Origin of the sequence: Shigella sp. FC1661 (assembly GCF_001712525.1) — a bacterium.
Classification (GTDB): Bacteria; Pseudomonadota; Gammaproteobacteria; order Enterobacterales; family Enterobacteriaceae; genus Escherichia; species Escherichia coli.
In genome coordinates, this window is record NZ_MDGW01000584.1 from 1 (window position 1) to 17427 (window position 17427).

20 protein-coding genes and 1 pseudogene are annotated in these 17427 nt (G+C 51.0%); 8 read left to right on the plus strand and 13 right to left on the minus strand.

Annotated elements, in window-relative coordinates; translation table 11 throughout:
* The coding region (locus tag BFF42_RS23990) for a transposase (RefSeq protein WP_069673647.1) at positions 1 to 257 on the minus strand (257 nt) is incomplete at its 3' end.
* 61 nt (positions 258 to 318) lie between these two features.
* On the minus strand, positions 319 to 708 hold the full coding sequence (locus BFF42_RS23995; protein ID WP_000155249.1) for a DUF805 domain-containing protein: 390 nt from the start codon (positions 706 to 708) through the stop codon (positions 319 to 321).
* A gap of 100 nt (positions 709 to 808) precedes the next feature.
* Between BFF42_RS23995 and BFF42_RS24000 the strand changes: the two genes are divergently transcribed.
* Together BFF42_RS24000 and tpiA are read left to right on the plus strand one after the other, a co-directional pair.
* On the plus strand, positions 809 to 1408 hold the full coding sequence (locus BFF42_RS24000) for a YiiQ family protein (protein ID WP_000802226.1): 600 nt from the start codon (positions 809 to 811) through the stop codon (positions 1406 to 1408).
* Positions 1409 to 1515: 107 nt separating this feature from the next.
* Positions 1516 to 2283 carry a triose-phosphate isomerase gene (gene tpiA / locus BFF42_RS24005; RefSeq protein ID WP_001216325.1) on the plus strand — a complete coding sequence of 256 codons (768 nt, stop codon included), beginning with the start codon at positions 1516 to 1518 and terminating at the stop codon, positions 2281 to 2283.
* 54 nt (positions 2284 to 2337) lie between these two features.
* Here the strand turns inward: tpiA and cdh are convergent, their stop codons facing one another.
* The 5 genes from cdh to cpxP all read right to left on the minus strand — a co-directional run bounded on the left by cdh (position 2338) and on the right by cpxP (position 7215).
* The gene (gene cdh, locus BFF42_RS24010; protein WP_000708998.1) at positions 2338 to 3093 is read right to left on the minus strand and encodes a CDP-diacylglycerol diphosphatase; all 756 of its coding nucleotides are present in this window, start codon (positions 3091 to 3093) and stop codon (positions 2338 to 2340) included.
* Between the two features lie 105 nt (positions 3094 to 3198).
* Positions 3199 to 4188, minus strand: a complete 990-nt coding sequence (gene sbp, locus BFF42_RS24015) for a sulfate/thiosulfate ABC transporter substrate-binding protein Sbp (protein ID WP_001045699.1) — start codon at positions 4186 to 4188, stop codon at positions 3199 to 3201.
* A gap of 319 nt (positions 4189 to 4507) precedes the next feature.
* Positions 4508 to 5470: a 6-phosphofructokinase gene (pfkA, locus tag BFF42_RS24020; RefSeq protein WP_000591795.1), complete on the minus strand. Its 963-nt coding sequence runs from the start codon at positions 5468 to 5470 to the stop codon at positions 4508 to 4510.
* 180 nt (positions 5471 to 5650) lie between these two features.
* Positions 5651 to 6553 carry a CDF family cation-efflux transporter FieF gene (gene fieF, locus BFF42_RS24025; RefSeq protein ID WP_001076735.1) on the minus strand — a complete coding sequence of 301 codons (903 nt, stop codon included), beginning with the start codon at positions 6551 to 6553 and terminating at the stop codon, positions 5651 to 5653.
* A gap of 149 nt (positions 6554 to 6702) precedes the next feature.
* The gene (gene cpxP, locus BFF42_RS24030; protein ID WP_001223798.1) at positions 6703 to 7215 is read right to left on the minus strand and encodes a cell-envelope stress modulator CpxP; all 513 of its coding nucleotides are present in this window, start codon (positions 7213 to 7215) and stop codon (positions 6703 to 6705) included.
* Positions 7216 to 7364: 149 nt separating this feature from the next.
* On the opposite strand from cpxP, the gene cpxR reads away from it, so the two are divergent.
* Positions 7365 to 8063, plus strand: coding sequence for an envelope stress response regulator transcription factor CpxR (cpxR, locus tag BFF42_RS24035; RefSeq protein WP_001033722.1), 699 nt, complete (start codon positions 7365 to 7367; stop codon positions 8061 to 8063).
* Complete coding sequence (gene cpxA, locus BFF42_RS24040) at positions 8060 to 9433, plus strand: envelope stress sensor histidine kinase CpxA (protein WP_000580417.1); 1374 nt, start codon at positions 8060 to 8062, stop codon at positions 9431 to 9433. Before cpxR ends, cpxA begins: the two co-directional genes overlap by 4 nt.
* 105 nt (positions 9434 to 9538) lie before the next feature.
* Here the strand turns inward: cpxA and yiiM are convergent, their stop codons facing one another.
* From yiiM to sodA, 3 genes are all read right to left on the minus strand, one after another.
* Positions 9539 to 10213 carry a 6-hydroxyaminopurine reductase gene (gene yiiM / locus BFF42_RS24045; RefSeq protein ID WP_001270259.1) on the minus strand — a complete coding sequence of 225 codons (675 nt, stop codon included), beginning with the start codon at positions 10211 to 10213 and terminating at the stop codon, positions 9539 to 9541.
* 148 nt (positions 10214 to 10361) lie between these two features.
* Positions 10362 to 11273 carry a 2-keto-3-deoxygluconate transporter gene (gene kdgT, locus BFF42_RS24050; RefSeq protein ID WP_001166070.1) on the minus strand — a complete coding sequence of 304 codons (912 nt, stop codon included), beginning with the start codon at positions 11271 to 11273 and terminating at the stop codon, positions 10362 to 10364.
* Between the two features lie 259 nt (positions 11274 to 11532).
* The gene (gene sodA, locus BFF42_RS24055) at positions 11533 to 12153 is read right to left on the minus strand and encodes a superoxide dismutase [Mn] (protein ID WP_001297064.1); all 621 of its coding nucleotides are present in this window, start codon (positions 12151 to 12153) and stop codon (positions 11533 to 11535) included.
* Between the two features lie 283 nt (positions 12154 to 12436).
* Here sodA and rhaT point away from each other — a divergent pair, with 283 nt between their 5' ends.
* Positions 12437 to 13471: an L-rhamnose/proton symporter RhaT gene (gene rhaT / locus BFF42_RS24060; protein ID WP_000063524.1), complete on the plus strand. Its 1035-nt coding sequence runs from the start codon at positions 12437 to 12439 to the stop codon at positions 13469 to 13471.
* Here rhaT and rhaR read toward each other — a convergent pair.
* Both rhaR and rhaS read right to left on the minus strand, forming a co-directional pair.
* Complete coding sequence (rhaR, locus tag BFF42_RS24065) at positions 13468 to 14316, minus strand: HTH-type transcriptional activator RhaR (protein WP_001298410.1); 849 nt, start codon at positions 14314 to 14316, stop codon at positions 13468 to 13470. The genes rhaT and rhaR overlap by 4 nt on opposite strands.
* A 73-nt stretch (positions 14317 to 14389) precedes the next feature.
* Positions 14390 to 15226, minus strand: a complete 837-nt coding sequence (gene rhaS, locus BFF42_RS24070) for an HTH-type transcriptional activator RhaS (RefSeq protein ID WP_000217136.1) — start codon at positions 15224 to 15226, stop codon at positions 14390 to 14392.
* A 287-nt stretch (positions 15227 to 15513) separates the two neighbouring features.
* Between rhaS and rhaB the strand changes: the two are divergent.
* The 3 genes and pseudogenes from rhaB to rhaM form a co-directional block, all read left to right on the plus strand.
* Positions 15514 to 16464 (plus strand): annotated as a pseudogene (rhaB, locus tag BFF42_RS24075) (rhamnulokinase); the annotation flags it as partial.
* A 24-nt stretch (positions 16465 to 16488) separates the two neighbouring features.
* Entirely contained in the window at positions 16489 to 16929 is a 441-nt protein-coding gene (gene rhaD / locus BFF42_RS28045) for a rhamnulose-1-phosphate aldolase (RefSeq protein WP_235870864.1), read from the plus strand.
* A 9-nt stretch (positions 16930 to 16938) separates the two neighbouring features.
* Complete coding sequence (rhaM, locus tag BFF42_RS24080) at positions 16939 to 17238, plus strand: L-rhamnose mutarotase (protein ID WP_000619504.1); 300 nt, start codon at positions 16939 to 16941, stop codon at positions 17236 to 17238.
* Positions 17239 to 17248: 10 nt separating this feature from the next.
* On the opposite strand, the gene BFF42_RS24085 is transcribed toward rhaM, so the two are convergent.
* On the minus strand, positions 17249 to 17427 hold a 179-nt coding region (locus BFF42_RS24085), incomplete at its 5' end, for an IS1 family transposase (RefSeq protein ID WP_000663719.1).

Genomic DNA, 17427 nt, shown 5'->3' on the forward strand with positions numbered 1-17427 from the left:
TTTTTTAATATATCTCGCTCAAGGCGAGCTTCATTTAACGCCTTACGCAGTTGCAGAATTTCAGATTCCAGTTCAGCCACCGTGCGGGAACCAGGAGTACCGAGCCCTTTTCTGGCGGCGGTAACCCATTGTCCTAAAGTGCCTTCAGGAAGGGATAATCGGGAAGCGCCTTCACTGATCGAAAGTTGATTTTCAAGAACCGTTCTGACAGCTTCGGCTTTGAACTCTTTAGAGTAACGTTGGTTTTTTCTGCTCATTATTAGCTCCTTCTGATGCCATTCTATTTCAGGAAGGAGTGTCCGTTAAACTCAGGCTACCTCAATATTTATTTTCGCCTTGTGTGCCAACAAACGCACCAAGATCGATAAGCATCATCACCAGAATCAACGTCGGGACAAAACACCCCACCGCCCATTGCCAGACACCCGGTAAAATCGCCCAGTTACCCGCCAGCAGCATCCACGCCACAATCATCAGAAATGCCCATGCGCCGGAACGCCCGCGATCATGCAAGCGCTTAACAGTTACTGCCGCTGTTGGCCAAAGCAAGCACACAAGGCAAAACGCCGCGGTCTGAATATCGAGTAAATTTTTACCCGCCAGTGAGAAAAGCACCAGCATGCCTGCGAACCACAGGCCTATCCAAATCCAGAAATCACGGCGTCCAATACGCCCTTTAAATGAGAATAACCATTGCTGTATGGTCATGTAAGTTCCTTGATGGTTGTCTTTTCCAGGATTCTACCCTTTTGACAAGGGCGACAGATATCGTTTTAATCGGAGCCAGTCATAACAAAAGGTACTGTCAATGAAGCCAGGGTGTACGCTGTTTTTTCTCTTATGTTCTGCATTAACCGTTACAACAACGGCGCATGCACAAACACCAGATACGGCAACGACCGCGCCTTATCTGCTGGCTGGAGCCCCTACTTTCGATCTCTCCATCAGCCAGTTTCGAGAAGACTTTAACAGCCAGAATCCTAGCCTGCCACTGAACGAATTTCGTGCCATCGACAGCAGTCCCGACAAAGCCAATCTCACTCGTGCTGCAAGTAAAATTAACGAGAACTTGTATGCTTCTACAGCGCTGGAGCGCGGTACCTTAAAAATCAAAAGCATTCAAATGACCTGGCTACCCATCCAGGGGCCAGAGCAAAAAGCAGCGAAAGCGAAAGCTCAGGAATACATGGCAGCAGTGATCCGCACACTCACCCCATTAATGACCAAAACACAAAGCCAGAAAAAACTGCAGTCGCTGCTAACGGCGGGGAAAAACAAACGTTATTACACCGAGACAGAAGGTGCACTGCGTTATGTTGTCGCGGACAACGGCGAAAAGGGGCTGACCTTCGCTGTTGAACCGATTAAGCTGGCGCTATCTGAATCGCTTGAAGGTTTGAATAAATGACAAAAAGCAAAGCCTTTGTGCCGATGAATCTCTATACTGTTTCACAGACCTGCTGCCCTGCGGGGCGGCCATCTTCCTTTATTCGCTTATAAGCGTGGAGAATTAAAATGCGACATCCTTTAGTGATGGGTAACTGGAAACTGAACGGCAGCCGCCACATGGTTCACGAGCTGGTTTCTAACCTGCGTAAAGAGCTGGCAGGTGTTGCTGGCTGTGCGGTTGCAATCGCACCACCGGAAATGTACATCGATATGGCGAAGCGCGAAGCTGAAGGCAGCCACATCATGCTGGGTGCGCAAAACGTGGACCTGAACCTGTCCGGCGCATTCACCGGTGAAACCTCTGCTGCTATGCTGAAAGACATCGGCGCACAGTACATCATCATCGGCCACTCTGAACGTCGTACTTACCACAAAGAGTCTGACGAACTGATCGCGAAAAAATTCGCGGTGCTGAAAGAGCAGGGTCTGACTCCGGTTCTGTGCATCGGTGAAACCGAAGCTGAAAACGAAGCGGGCAAAACTGAAGAAGTTTGCGCACGTCAGATCGACGCGGTACTGAAAACTCAGGGTGCTGCGGCATTCGAAGGTGCGGTTATCGCTTACGAACCTGTATGGGCAATCGGTACTGGCAAATCTGCAACTCCGGCTCAGGCACAGGCTGTTCACAAATTCATCCGTGACCACATCGCTAAAGTTGACGCTAACATCGCTGAACAAGTGATCATTCAGTACGGCGGCTCTGTAAACGCGTCTAACGCTGCAGAACTGTTTGCTCAGCCAGACATCGACGGCGCGCTGGTTGGCGGTGCGTCTCTGAAAGCTGACGCTTTCGCAGTAATCGTTAAAGCTGCAGAAGCGGCTAAACAGGCTTAAGTCTGACAGGTGCCGGATTTCATATCCGGCACTTACTTTCCTTAACTCTTCGCCTTAACGCAAAATCTCACACTGATGATCCTGAATTTCCTCGGCTGAAGCACGGTTAAGCGTCAGTAGATTTCGTTGTGTCGCCAGCAATACAAATGAGTTATCACTCTGCCGTACCATCGCCAGCCCGTAGCTTCCCATATGTTCCCGCGCCTCAGGTACTTCTTCTGCCAGCATCATAAATGGGCTGCGTTGTACCAGTTCGCTTTCCGTTACCCGACGCGCCAGGTATTCATGCCCGCGCAAACCACCTGGCAGTGGCAACCAGCGGCTGCTGATGTTCGCCAGATTGTTATCCAGTTGTTCGCGCACATCAGGACGAATACAAGAGATATGAATATGAAAATGGTTTTGCGTACGCCCGGTGCGGGAGTTGATCGCCAAAGAAACCGCGCGATCGGGAACCGGCTGGCCGTACTTTTTGCTCATAAAATCACGCGCCTGCCAGGCCAACCAAAAGAAGTTCGGCGTTGAAGGATCGGTCAACAAAGGACTTTCAGTACCGTTAATACGATACGTTGGCATCAACAGATATTGCAGTGGGCCATTAAGATCTTTTAAAACCACGTATCCGGCATTGGGTTTGACTTCCGCACATGGCGAAGGATTTTGATTTTGCTGCTGATTGGGCAAACATTCCTCAAGGACAATCTTACGTAATGTATCCGACTCTTCACCGGTTAATTTCCAGTAACCAATACCGGCAGCCACAACGGCGATAACTATCATCACCAAAAAAAGAAGACCCGCTTTTTTCATCTTTTTTCCCTGTACCTCAAAGAGATGCAAGGGTAACGCAAAATCGTGACAAATAAAAAACCCGGTCGCGAGAAACCACCGGGTTTGATAATTATCCTGGGGAAATCAGCGTTTGCTGATCTGATCGAACGTACCGCCGTTAGCAAAATGCTCTTTTTGCGCTTTCGTCCAGCCGCCGAACTCTTCATCAATGGTGAATAACTTCAGCTTTGGAAACGCATTTTCGTACTTTTTCGCTACTTCAGCGTCGCGCGGACGGTAGTAGTTTTTCGCGGCAATTTCCTGACCTTCTGGCGAGTAGAGATATTTCAGGTAGGCTTCCGCCACCTCTTTGGTGCCTTTTTTCTCGACCACTTTATCGACCACCGACACGGTTGGCTCTGCGAGGATAGACTCACTCGGCGTGACGATTTCGAATTTATCTTTCCCCAGTTCATTCGCTGCCAGCAGAGCTTCGTTTTCCCAGGCGATCAGTACATCGCCAATCCCGCGCTCGACAAAGGTGTTAGTGGAGCCGCGCGCGCCAGAATCCAGAACTTCGACGTTTTTATACAGTGCCCGAACAAAATCCTGTGCTTTTGCCTGATCGTTGTTGTTGTGATGCAGCGCGTAGCCCCAGGCAGCCAGGTAGTTCCAGCGTGCGCCACCAGAGCTTTTCGGATTAGGCGTGATCACCGAAACACCCGGTTTAATCAGATCGTTCCAGTCATGGATCTGCTTCGGATTGCCCTTACGCACCAGGAAAACAATGGTGGAAGTGTACGGTGCGGAGTTATCCGGCAGACGTTTGATCCACTCTTTATCAATCCGCCCGCGTTCCGCAATTGCGTCCACGTCATAGGCCAGAGCCAGCGTGACAACATCAGCTTCAATACCGTTGATTACCGACGTCGCTTGTTTACCTGAACCACCGTGTGACTGACGCATCACCACGTTATCACCAGTTTGCTGTTTCCAGTGGGCGCTGAATGCCTTGTTGTACTGTTCGTACAATTCGCGCGTTGGATCATATGAAACGTTAAGAAGCTGAATATCCTTTGCCATAACGCTGGTTGCCGCCAGCAAAAATGTTAACCCTACGCCCCACTTGTTCATCGCCCGACTCTCTTATGTTGTGTTGTGATGAGCAAAGCGTGCCAGAAGGTTAACCAAACATTAAAGAATAAAAAAAGATTGGCTATAACTTGCGGGTATATGTTGAGGGATTAAAAAGGCGGAAGAAATCCGCCTCATATTGCTGACAAAGTGCGCTTTGTCCATGCCGGATGCGGCGCGAACGCCTTATCCGGCCTACAAAAGTTTGCAAATTCAATAAATTGCAGAATTCATGTAGGTCTGATAAGCGAAGCGCATCAGGCATTTTTGCTTCTGTCATCGGTTTCAGGCTAAAGGAATCTGCCTTTTTCCGAAATCATTAATACAGTTTTTTCGCGCAGTCCAGCCAGTCACCTTTGAACGGACGCTTCATGTTTTCGATAGCGTCGATGATGTCGTGGTGAACCAGCTGTTCGTTCTGGATACCTACACAACGACCGCCGTAACCTGCCAGCAGCAGATCGATAGCGTAAGCGCCCATACGGGAAGCCAGAATACGGTCGTAAGGCACCGGAGAACCACCGCGCTGGATGTGGCCCAGCACAGTTGCGCGGGTTTCACGACCGGTTTCTTTCTCGATGAAATGCGCCAGTTCGTCAACATCACACATATGTTCGGTAATCGCCACGATCGCGTGTTTTTTACCTTTCGCGATACCCGCTTTGATTTCGTTTACCAGGTCTTCACGGCTGAATTCAACTTCCGGAACCACAACGAATTCACAGCCACCGGCAATGGCCGCAGCCAACGTCAGATCGCCACAATAACGGCCCATCACTTCCACCACGGAAATACGCTGGTGAGAAGAAGAGGTGTCACGCAGACGGTCGATCGCTTCTACAACGGTGCTCAGCGCAGTGAAGAAACCGATAGTGTAGTCAGTGCCTTTGATGTCGTTGTCGATAGTGCCCGGCAGACCGATGCACGGGAAGCCCATTTCGGTCAGACGCATTGCACCCATGTAGGAACCGTCACCGCCGATAACCACCAGCGCGTCGATACCACGTTTTTTCAGGTTTTCGATAGCCACGGCGCGGATGTTCTCGTCGCGGAATTCCGGGAAACGCGCAGAACCGAGGAACGTACCGCCACGGTTGATCATGTCAGACACGCTGTAACGGTCTAGCTGTACCATACGGTCTTCATACAGACCCAGATAGCCGTCATAAATACCCATTACTTCCAGACCTTCTGTCAGCGCAGAACGAACAACCCCGCGAATTGCGGCGTTCATGCCTGGCGCATCACCGCCGCTTGTCAACACACCGATTTTCTTAATCATTACTACCTCTGAACTTTGGAATGCAAAATGAAATCTGTTGCCGGAAGTCTTCTTGCACATCGAAGTGATCCAACGAATGTGCAAATAGTATAACAATCACTTCCTGCTGAATTGATTCAGGTCAGGCCAAATGGCGGTATTTTATACACAAAATGCGGGTCTGGCTCTCTTTTATACTGATTATGAAAGCATAGACCGTTTACCCTCCCTGGGTACGACGGAACAGGGGTCCTGATGGATAATTACATCCGATCCCGGAAAACGCCGTAAAATAGCCTGCTCTACCTGATCCGCCACCATATGTGCCTGAACCAAAGGCAGAGAGTCTTCCATTTCCAAATGAATCTGAATAAAGCGGGTCGGCCCTGACTGCCGCGTGCGAAGATCGTGAGCGCCGCTAACACCCGGCCAGGAAGTCACGATATCAATAATTTCTTGCCGTTCCTCATCAGGCAATGCGCGATCCAGTAATGACTGTACCGCCTCATATCCCATGCGTAACGCGCTATATAAAATATAGATGCCGATTCCCAATGCAAACAGAGCATCGGCGCGATGCCAGCCGTACCAGGACAACCCCAGCGCCAGCAGAATTGCGCCGTTCATCATAACATCAGACTGGTAATGTAGCATATCAGCCCGCACCGCCTGGCTTTGCGTCCGGCGCACCACCCAACGCTGAAACGAGACAAGGATAATCGTACAAATTAGCGCCACAATTGTCACGATAACCCCGACGCCTGGATCTATCATCGGTGTTGGAGATATCAGATGTTGAATACCCGTCAAAAACAGGAATAGTGCCGAACCAGAGATAAACATACTTTGCGCCAGCGCCGCGAGGGACTCTGCTTTACCGTGACCAAACGAGTGATTATCGTCGGCAGGTTGCAGGGAATATCGCACCACCAGTAAATTCGTCAACGACGCGCCGATATCCACTAGCGAATCCACCAGCGCGGCGAGAATACTCACCGACCCGGTATACCACCATGCAAAAATTTTAATCAGCAATAGCAACGAAGCCATCGCCGTCGCAGCAATCGCCGCCCGACTGACCAGCCGTCCATAAGATTGATTCATAAATACTCCCGCTATCAACTGACGCTAGTATAACGGAAGCAAATCATCTGCAATGCATTAAGCAGCAGGCAAATTGAGGATAAAAAAAAAACCCCACATCATGTGGGGGAAGACAGGGATGGTGTCTATGGCAAGGAAAACAGGGTTTACTACTGGGAACGTGAGTTGCTACTACTCAATAGCTTCAACGATGAACTTTTTTGCCATTGCGTCACGTCACGCAACTGCTCCATTCGTTGTTGATGTTTCTCGTTTAAAACCGCTTGCTGCTCCGGCGTTAACAGGCGATACATTTGGTTGCGGACTTTTGCCATCTCAACCTGACGAGCAATTTGCTCATTCGCCATTTTTTCTGCCTGTGCGCGCACAGCGTTTTCATCAAAATTTTCTGCGGTGACAAGGCGATGCATTGTCTCCAGTTCGCTAACATTAACAGGAGGCTGTTCGTGCCGGGCCTGTTGCATAAGATCTCGCATCTGCTGACGCTGATGTTCGGTTAAACTTATGCCGTCGAACATATGGCTCTGCGTACTGCGCTGCGTCCTGCGCTGCGTAAGTTCTTCACCCGGATGCCAGTTATCGCCTGAACCGACTTCAGCAGCGTGGCTTAATGAACTGACTGCCAGCGTTGAGGCCATGACGGCAGCGGTAACTATGCGCATCATTTGCTCCCAAAATCTTTCTGTCGCGATTCAACGATAGAGAGTTTACGATTCAGGCTGCAAACATGCGTCAGGGGGTGTAAAACAACGTAAAGTCATGGATTAGCGACGTCTGATGACGTAATTTCTGCCTCGGAGGTATTTAAACAATGAATAAAATCCTGTTAGTTGATGATGACCGAGAGCTGACTTCCCTATTAAAGGAGCTGCTCGAGATGGAAGGCTTCAACGTGATTGTTGCCCACGATGGGGAACAGGCGCTTGATCTTCTGGACGACAGCATTGATTTACTTTTGCTTGACGTAATGATGCCGAAGAAAAATGGTATCGACACATTAAAAGCACTTCGCCAGACACACCAGACGCCTGTCATTATGTTGACGGCGCGCGGCAGTGAACTTGATCGCGTTCTCGGCCTTGAGCTGGGCGCAGATGACTATCTCCCGAAACCGTTTAATGATCGTGAGCTGGTGGCACGTATTCGCGCGATCCTGCGCCGTTCGCACTGGAGCGAGCAACAGCAAAACAACGACAACGGTTCACCGACACTGGAAGTTGATGCCTTAGTGCTGAATCCAGGCCGTCAGGAAGCCAGCTTCGACGGGCAAACGCTGGAGTTAACCGGTACTGAGTTTACCCTGCTCTATTTGCTGGCACAGCATCTGGGTCAGGTGGTTTCCCGTGAACATTTAAGCCAGGAAGTGTTGGGCAAACGCCTGACGCCTTTCGACCGCGCTATTGATATGCACATTTCCAACCTGCGTCGTAAACTGCCGGATCGTAAAGATGGTCACCCGTGGTTTAAAACCTTGCGTGGTCGCGGCTATCTGATGGTTTCTGCTTCATGATAGGCAGCTTAACCGCGCGCATCTTCGCCATCTTCTGGCTGACGCTGGCGCTGGTGTTGATGTTGGTTTTGATGTTACCCAAGCTCGATTCACGCCAGATGACCGAGCTTCTGGATAGCGAACAGCGTCAGGGGCTGATGATTGAGCAGCATGTCGAAGCGGAGCTGGCGAACGATCCGCCCAACGATTTAATGTGGTGGCGGCGTCTGTTCCGGGCGATTGATAAGTGGGCACCGCCAGGACAGCGTTTGTTATTGGTGACCACCGAAGGCCGCGTGATCGGCGCTGAACGCAGCGAAATGCAGATCATTCGTAACTTTATTGGTCAGGCCGATAACGCCGATCATCCGCAGAAGAAAAAGTATGGCCGCGTGGAACTGGTCGGTCCGTTCTCCGTGCGTGATGGCGAAGATAATTACCAACTTTATCTGATTCGTCCGGCCAGCAGTTCTCAATCCGATTTCATTAACTTACTGTTTGACCGCCCGCTATTACTGCTGATTGTCACCATGTTGGTCAGTACGCCGCTGCTGTTGTGGTTGGCCTGGAGTCTGGCAAAACCGGCGCGTAAGCTGAAAAACGCTGCCGATGAAGTTGCCCAGGGAAACTTACGCCAGCACCCGGAACTGGAAGCGGGGCCACAGGAATTCCTTGCCGCAGGTGCCAGTTTTAACCAGATGGTCACCGCGCTGGAGCGCATGATGACCTCTCAGCAGCGTCTGCTTTCTGATATCTCTCACGAGCTGCGCACCCCGCTGACGCGTCTGCAACTGGGTACGGCGTTACTGCGCCGTCGTAGCGGTGAAAGCAAGGAACTGGAGCGTATTGAAACCGAAGCGCAACGTCTGGACAGCATGATCAACGATCTGTTGGTGATGTCACGTAATCAGCAAAAAAACGCGCTGGTTAGCGAAACCATCAAAGCCAACCAGTTGTGGAGTGAAGTGCTGGATAACGCGGCGTTCGAAGCCGAGCAAATGGGCAAGTCGTTGACAGTTAACTTCCCGCCTGGGCCGTGGCCGCTGTACGGCAATCCGAACGCCCTGGAAAGTGCGCTGGAAAACATTGTTCGTAATGCTCTGCGTTATTCCCATACGAAGATTGAAGTGGGCTTTGCGGTAGATAAAGACGGTATCACCATTACGGTGGACGACGATGGTCCTGGCGTTAGCCCGGAAGATCGCGAACAGATTTTCCGTCCGTTCTATCGGACCGATGAAGCACGCGATCGTGAATCTGGCGGTACAGGATTGGGGCTGGCGATTGTTGAAACCGCCATTCAGCAGCATCGTGGCTGGGTGAAGGCAGAAGACAGCCCGCTGGGCGGTTTACGGCTGGTGATTTGGTTGCCGCTGTATAAGCGGAGTTAAACTCCGCATTTGTAGGCAGGATAAGGCGTTTACGCCGCATCCGGCATTTGAGCAGGATGCCTGATGCGACGCTGATAGCGTCTTATCAGGCCTACACTCCGGGGGTTATTTTCCCCACAACCGGCGGGGAAAATCTTCGATCTTGCCGCTCAGTCGGCGCTTTTGCATCGTCCGCGTCCAGCTTTTCGATAACCCGGCGGCGGAGAGTAAACGGTGATACTGATCGTCATCAAACGGCATATGCCATGCGATGGCGGCAGCCTCCTGCACGGTCACATCGCTGACACGGGAAACCAACTCCAGCGGCGCGTCCGCAGACACTTTCCCTGGCGCTATCACGCTATACAACCACCCCACCTTACCTGTGTTTTGCATCAACTGCGCTATATCGCTGATATCAAAATGGTAATTGAGTTTATAGCAAGGTGAGCGCGGCTGGCTGACCTGAATTAATGCCTCTCCCCAGCGGAAAATATCGCCCATATAAACATTACTTTCCGTCAGGCCGTCGGTTGAGAGGTTTTCACCAAACGCAGGCGCAACAAACAACTCCGCCTGTTCCGGAAATTCCCGCGCCCAGTAGAGATAATGCTCACGAGGATAATGACACAGCGCTCTGTCTGGCCCACCGTGAACCTTTTTCTCCGCCTGCTCGTCACCTTCCAGCCCCAGCTCCGTCAGCATCAACTCACCATCAACCTGGATTTTGGCAATTGCGCTGGGTTTGCCTTCGGGATAAGCCTGAATCTTGCCTGTGTATACATCAACCGGATATCGCATCTGTTCCCTCTCCACGAGAAATTTCCCCATTAGACCATATTTATTTTATGTCAGGCGTGCTGTTTTCGCGGTAAGTATCCAGGCAGGAACTCAATAGCAAACCGGACGAACGTTAGTTCATCCGGCTGTGGGGATTAAGGAAGCAGGTTTATTTCACCGTACCTAAAATTTCGATTTTCGCTGCTCTGGCTTTGACTTTACGTGACCAGATAGAGGTAAGAATTGGCACCAGAATCGAAGTCACAATGACCGCCGTCGCTACCGCGGCCCCTGCGGAACTGGAAGCGGCAATTCCGGCAGTGCCATCGCCACCGCCAATCAATTTATCGGCGATAATCAACGGAATACCGGTCACGATAATTACTGCCACACCCAACAGGATCCCCAGCAAACCAGTCTGGGCAATCACAGTCAAATCAATGGTATTGCCCAGCGCGAAGGCAAAGAATGGAATCAGCGTTTGCACCGCTTTGCTGAAAAATTCTCGTAATTCAGGGTCAAGGTTCCCCAGGGCAAAGCCCACCAAGAACGGTAATACTGCGCCGACGAAAACATGCGGTTCAAACGAGGCAATCCCTGCAGTGCCCAGAATAATCATCGTCATGAGCGGCCCGGACTCCAACGACATCAACACAAATGCCCCAGCTTCTTCTTTTGTGCCGTACTGCTGCATGATGGAAGCGTAAAGTCCGCCATTGGTCATATCCATCGCCGCCACCAGCGCCAGCGTTGAAAGTCCGGCAAAGAATCCAACTTCAACACCATGTTCCGGAATAATGCGCGAGGCAATTGCCGCAACCACCCACGCGACGGCAATTTTTGTTACCACCAGCGTACCGGATTTACGCAATACCGTTCCCGTCGCGCTTAATTTTATTGACGCCCCCATGCAAAAAAACCACACCGCCAGAATGGACACCGTACCGGTAATCATCCCGTTGGTGAATGATCCAAAATATTTCCCCGCCCCCGGCGAGAAGGTGTGGCACAGTGCGCCAAGGAATAGCGGGACGAGCATCATCCCCCCCGGGATTTTCTCAATCGAGCGTTTTATCTGCATTTCCATCACCTGTCGGCATATTTTTAAGGGCTGATGCGTAATTCCTCAATGGAGCATCAGTGTTGATGGAAACGAAGATAGACATTCATTTAATCAATAAAAGTGATCAAAACCACATCAATTGAAACGCTGTTTTATTTTTATCGGATAATTGTTTTTATTTTGAAATTGATCATAAAAAAACCACCGCCGTTGGCGATGGTTCATTTTTTAAGCTGATATGCGGCGTAAACGCCTCATTGCAGCAGGCGGCAAATGATTATTTTTTCGCCGCGAAACGTGCCGCTGCTTCATCCCAGTTCACCACGTTCCAGAACTCTTTGATGTAGTCGGGACGGCGGTTCTGGAATTTCAGGTAGTAAGCATGTTCCCACACATCCAGGCCCAGAATCGGGAAGCCGGAAGCGCCAGAAATAGCTTCACCCATCAGCGGGGAATCCTGGTTAGCAGTAGAAACCACCGCCAGTTTATCGCCTTTCAGCACCAGCCATGCCCAGCCGGAACCAAAGCGGGAAGCTGCCGCTTTCTCAAATTCTGCTTTGAAGTTATCAACGGAGCCGAAGTCACGTTCGATAGCCGCTTTCAGGTCACCCTGTAAGGTGGTGCCTTTTTTCAGACCTTTCCAGAACAGGCTGTGGTTAGCGTGACCGCCAGCGTTGTTGCGCAGTACGGTTTTCTTGTCTGCTGGCAGCTGGTCCAGTTTGGTGATCAGCTCTTCAACCGGCAGGTTGGCAAATTCTGGCAGGCTTTCCAGCGCCGCGTTGGCGTTGTTGACGTAGGTCTGATGGTGTTTGGTGTGGTGGATTTCCATGGTCTGCTTATCGAAGTGCGGTTCCAGGGCATCGTAAGCATACGGCAGGGATGGCAGGGTATAGCTCATATTCATCTCCAGTATTGTCGGGCGGCCGATTGTTAATGCGCGTAAGCAGTTGGTTCATTATAGTTAATTAAATGATATTGAAAATGATTATCAATGCCGTACTTTTCGTAAGGGTATGGTTTTGCAGGAAAATGCCCGAGATGTGAAGCAAATCACCCACTTAATGCCGTGATTGCCAGTAAATCGACAACGGCGGCAACAGGCGAAAGGTTAATCGACAGCACGATTTTTACACTCATCTCGTCGGAGATGTGACGCGACGAAAAATGATGAGGATAAGAAGATGAGTAACGCGATTACGATGGGGATATTTTGGCATTTGATCGGCGCGGCCAGTGCAGCCTGTTTTTACGCTCCGTTCAAAAAAGTAAAAAAATGGTCATGGGAAACCATGTGGTCAGTTGGTGGGATTGTTTCGTGGATTATTCTGCCGTGGGCCATCAGCGCCCTGTTACTGCCGAATTTCTGGGCGTATTACAGCTCGTTTAGTCTCTCTACGCTGCTGCCTGTTTTTCTGTTCGGCGCTATGTGGGGGATCGGTAATATCAACTACGGCCTGACCATGCGTTATCTCGGCATGTCGATGGGAATTGGCATCGCCATTGGCATTACGTTGATTGTCGGTACGCTGATGACGCCAATTATCAACGGCAATTTCGATGTTCTGCTTAATACCGAAGGCGGACGCATGACGTTGCTCGGCGTTCTGGTGGCGCTGATTGGTGTAGGGATTGTGACTCGCGCCGGGCAGTTGAAAGAGCGCAAAATGGGCATTAAAGCCGAAGAGTTCAACCTGAAAAAAGGGCTGGTGCTGGCGGTGATGTGCGGCATTTTCTCTGCCGGTATGTCTTTTGCGATGAACGCCGCAAAACCGATGCATGAAGCCGCTGCCGCACTGGGCGTCGATCCACTGTATGTCGCTCTGCCAAGCTATGTCATCATCATGGGCGGCGGCGCGATCATCAACCTCGGTTTCTGCTTCATTCGTCTGGCAAAAGTGAAGGATTTGTCGCTAAAAGCCGACTTCTCGCTGGCAAAACCGCTGATCATTCACAATGTGTTACTCTCAGCACTGGGCGGGTTGATGTGGTATCTGCAATTCTTTTTCTATGCCTGGGGCCACGCCCGCATTCCGGCGCAGTATGACTACATCAGTTGGATGCTGCATATGAGTTTCTATGTATTGTGCGGCGGTATCGTCGGGCTGGTGCTGAAAGAGTGGAACAATGCAGGTCGCCGTCCGGTAACGGTGTTGAGCCTCGGTTGTGTGGTGATTATTGTCGCCGCCAACATCGTCGGCATCGGCATGGCGAATTAATCTTTCTGCGAATTGAGATGACGCCACTGGCTGGGCGTCATCCCGGTTTCCCGGGTAAACACCACCGAAAAATAGTTACTATCTTCAAAGCCACATTCGGTCGAAATATCACTGATTAACAGGCGGCTATGCTGGAGAAGATATTGCGCATGACACACTCTGACCTGCCGCAGATATTGATTGATGGTCATTCCAGTCTGCTGGCGAAATTGCTGACGCAAAACGCGCTCACTGCACGATGCCTCATCACAAAATTTATCCAGCGCAAAGGGACTTTTCAGGCTAGCCGCCAGCCGGGTAATCAGCTTATCCAGCAACGTTTCGCTGGATGTTGGCGGCAACGAATCACTGGTGTAACGATGGCGATTCAGCAACATCACCAACTGCCCGAACAGCAACTCAGCCATTTCGTTAGCAAACGACACATGCTGACTACTTTCATGCTCAAGCTGACCGATAACCTGCCGCGCCTGCGCCATCCCCACGCTACCTAAGCGCCAGTGTGGTTGCCCTGCGCTGGCGCTAAATCCCGGAATCGCTCCCTGCCAGTCAAGATTCAGCTTCAGCCGCTCCGGGCAATAAATAATATTCTGCAAAACCAGATCGTTAACGGAAGCGTAGGAGTGTTTATCGTCAGCATGAATGTAAAAGAGATCGCCACGGGTAATGCGATAAGGGCGATCGTTGAGTACATGCAGACCATTACCGCGCCAGACAATCACCAGCTCACAAAAATCATGTGTATGTTCGGCAAAAACATCTTGCGGATAACGGTCAGCCACAGCGACTGCCTGCTGGTCGCTGGCAAAAAAATCATCTTTGAGAAGTTTTAACTGATGCGCCACCGTGGCTACCTCGGCCAGAGAACGAAGTTGATTATTCGCAATATGGCGTACAAATACGTTGAGAAGATTCGCGTTATTGCAGAAAGCCATCCCGTCCCTGGCGAATATCACGCGGTGACCAGTTAAACTCTCGGTGAAAAAGCGTCGAAAAGTGGTTACTGTCGCTGAATCCGCAGCGATAGGCGATGTCAGTAACGCTGGCCTCGCTGTGACGTAGCAGATGTCGGGCCTTCATCAGTCGCAGGCGGTTCAGGTAACGCTGAGGCGTCAGTCCCGTTTGCTGCTTAAGCTGCCGATGTAGCGTACGCAGTGAAAGAGAAAATTGATCCGCCACGGCATCCCAATTCACCTCATCGGCAAAATGGTCCTCCAGCCAGGCCAGAAGCAAGTTGAGACGTGATGCGCTGTTTTCCAGGTTCTCCTGCAAACTGCTTTTACGCAGCAAGAGCAGTAATTGCATAAACAAGATCTCGCGACTGGCGGTCGAGGGTAAATCATTTTCCCCTTCCTGCTGTTCCATCTGTGCAACCAGCTGTCGCACCTGCTGCAATACGCTGTGGTTAACGCGCCAGTGAGACGGATACTGCCCATCCAGTTCTTGTGGCAGCAACTGATTCAGCCCGGCGAGAAACTGAAATCGATCCGGCGAGCGATACAGCACATTGGTCAGACACAGATTATCGGTATGTTCATACAGATGCCGATCATGATCGCGTACGAAACAGACCGTGCCACCGGTGATGGTATAGGGCTGCCCATTAAACACATGAATACCCGTGCCATGTTCGACAATCACAATTTCATGAAAATCATGATGATGTTCAGGAAAATCCGCCTGCGGGAGCCGGGGTTCTATCGCCACGGACGCGTTACCAGACGGAAAAAAATCCACACTATGTAATACGGTCATACTGGCCTCCTGATGTCGTCAACACGGCGAAATAGTAATCACGAGGTCAGGTTCTTACCTTAAATTTTCGACGGAAAACCACGTAAAAAACGTCGATTTTTCAAGATACAGCGTGAATTTTCAGGAAATGCGGTGAGCATCACATCACCACAATGAAGCAAATTGTGAATATCATCACGTTCATCTTTCCCTGGTTGCCAATGGCCCATTTTCCTGTCAGTAACGAGAAGGTCACGAATTCAGGCGCTTTTTAGACTGGTCGTAATGAAATTCAGCAGGATCACATTATGACCTTTCGCAATTGTGTCGCCGTCGATCTCGGCGCATCCAGTGGGCGCGTGATGCTGGCGCGTTACGAGCGTGAATGCCGCAGCCTGACGCTGCGCGAAATCCATCATTTTAACAATGGCCTGCATAGCCAGAACGGTTATGTCACCTGGAATGTGGATAGCCTGGAAAGTGCCATTCGCCTTGAATTAAACAAGGTGTGCGAGGAAGGGATTCGTATCGATAGCATTGGGATTGATACCTGGGGCGTGGACTTTGTGCTGCTCGACCAACAGGGTCAGCGTGTGGGCCTGCCCGTTGCTTATCGCGATAGCCGCTCCAATGGCCTAATGGCGCAGGCACAGCAACAACTCGGCAAACGCGATATTTATCAACGTAGCGGCATCCAGTTTCTGCCCTTCAATACGCTTTATCAACTGCGTGCGCTGACGGAGCAACAACCTGAACTTATTCCACACATTGCTCACGCTCTGCTGATGCCGGATTACTTCAGCTATCGCCTGACCGGCAAGATGAACTGGGAATATACCAATGCCACCACCACACAACTGGTCAATATCAATAGCGACGACTGGGACGAGTCGCTACTGGCGTGGAGCGGGGCCAACAAAGCCTGGTTTGGTCGCCCGACGCATCCGGGTAATGTCATTGGGCACTGGATTTGCCCGCAGGGTAATGAGATTCCGGTGGTCGCCGTTGCCAGCCATGATACCGCCAGCGCGGTTATCGCCTCGCCGTTAAACGGTTCACGCGCTGCTTATCTCTCTTCTGGCACCTGGTCATTGATGGGCTTCGAAAGCCAGACGCCATTTACCAATGACACGGCGCTGGCAGCCAACATAACCAATGAAGGCGGGGCGGAAGGTCGCTATCGGGTGCTGAAAAATATTATGGGCTTATGGCTGCTTCAGCGAGTGCTTCAGGAGCGGCAAATCAACGATCTCCCGGCGCACTTTCTCTCCCACTGCGAGCGCATTAAAGCCACCAACGGTAAAGATCGGGTGATCATGCACTGCCACGCCACCAACCTGATCGCCCTCACCTATGTACTGGAAAACGACACCGCGGTCTTTACTCGCCAACTGTGGGAAGGCAGCACCGAGTGTCTGGTGGTATTCCCGGATGGCGTTGGCATTCTGCCGTGGATGGTGCCCGGCACGGACGAAATCGGCCAGGCGACCGCACAAGAGATGCAAAAACATTCGCTGGTGTTGTGGCCCTTCCACGGCGTCTTCGGCAGCGGGTCGACGTTGGATGAAACATTCGGTTTAATCGACACCGCAGAAAAATCAGCACAAGTATTAGTGAAGGTTTATTCGATGGGCGGCATGAAACAGACCATCAGCCGTGAAGAGTTGATAGCGCTCGGCAAGCGCTTCGGCGTTACACCACTAGCCAGTGCGCTGGCGCTGTAAGGAGCAAACATGATCCGCAAAGCCTTTGTCATGCAGGTTAACCCCGACGCCCACGAAGAGTATCAGCGTCGGCATAACCCCATCTGGCCGGAACTGGAAGCAGTGTTGAAATCTCACGGTGCGCATAACTACGCCATTTACCTCGACAAAGCGCGTAATCTGCTGTTTGCCACGGTAGAGATTGAATCTGAAGAACGGTGGAATGCGGTAGCCAGTACTGATGTTTGCCAACGTTGGTGGAAATATATGACCGATGTTATGCCCGCTAACCCGGATAACAGCCCGGTGAGTAGCGAGCTGCAAGGGTAATGACTCCAACTTACTGATAGTGTTTTATGTTCAGATAATGCCCGATGACCTTGTCATGCAGCTCCACCGATTTTGAGAACGACAGTGACTTCCGTCCCAGCCTTGCCAGATGTTGTCTCAGATTCAGATTATGTCGCTCAATGCGCTGAGTGTAACGCTTGCTGATAACGTGCAGCTTTCCCTTCAGGC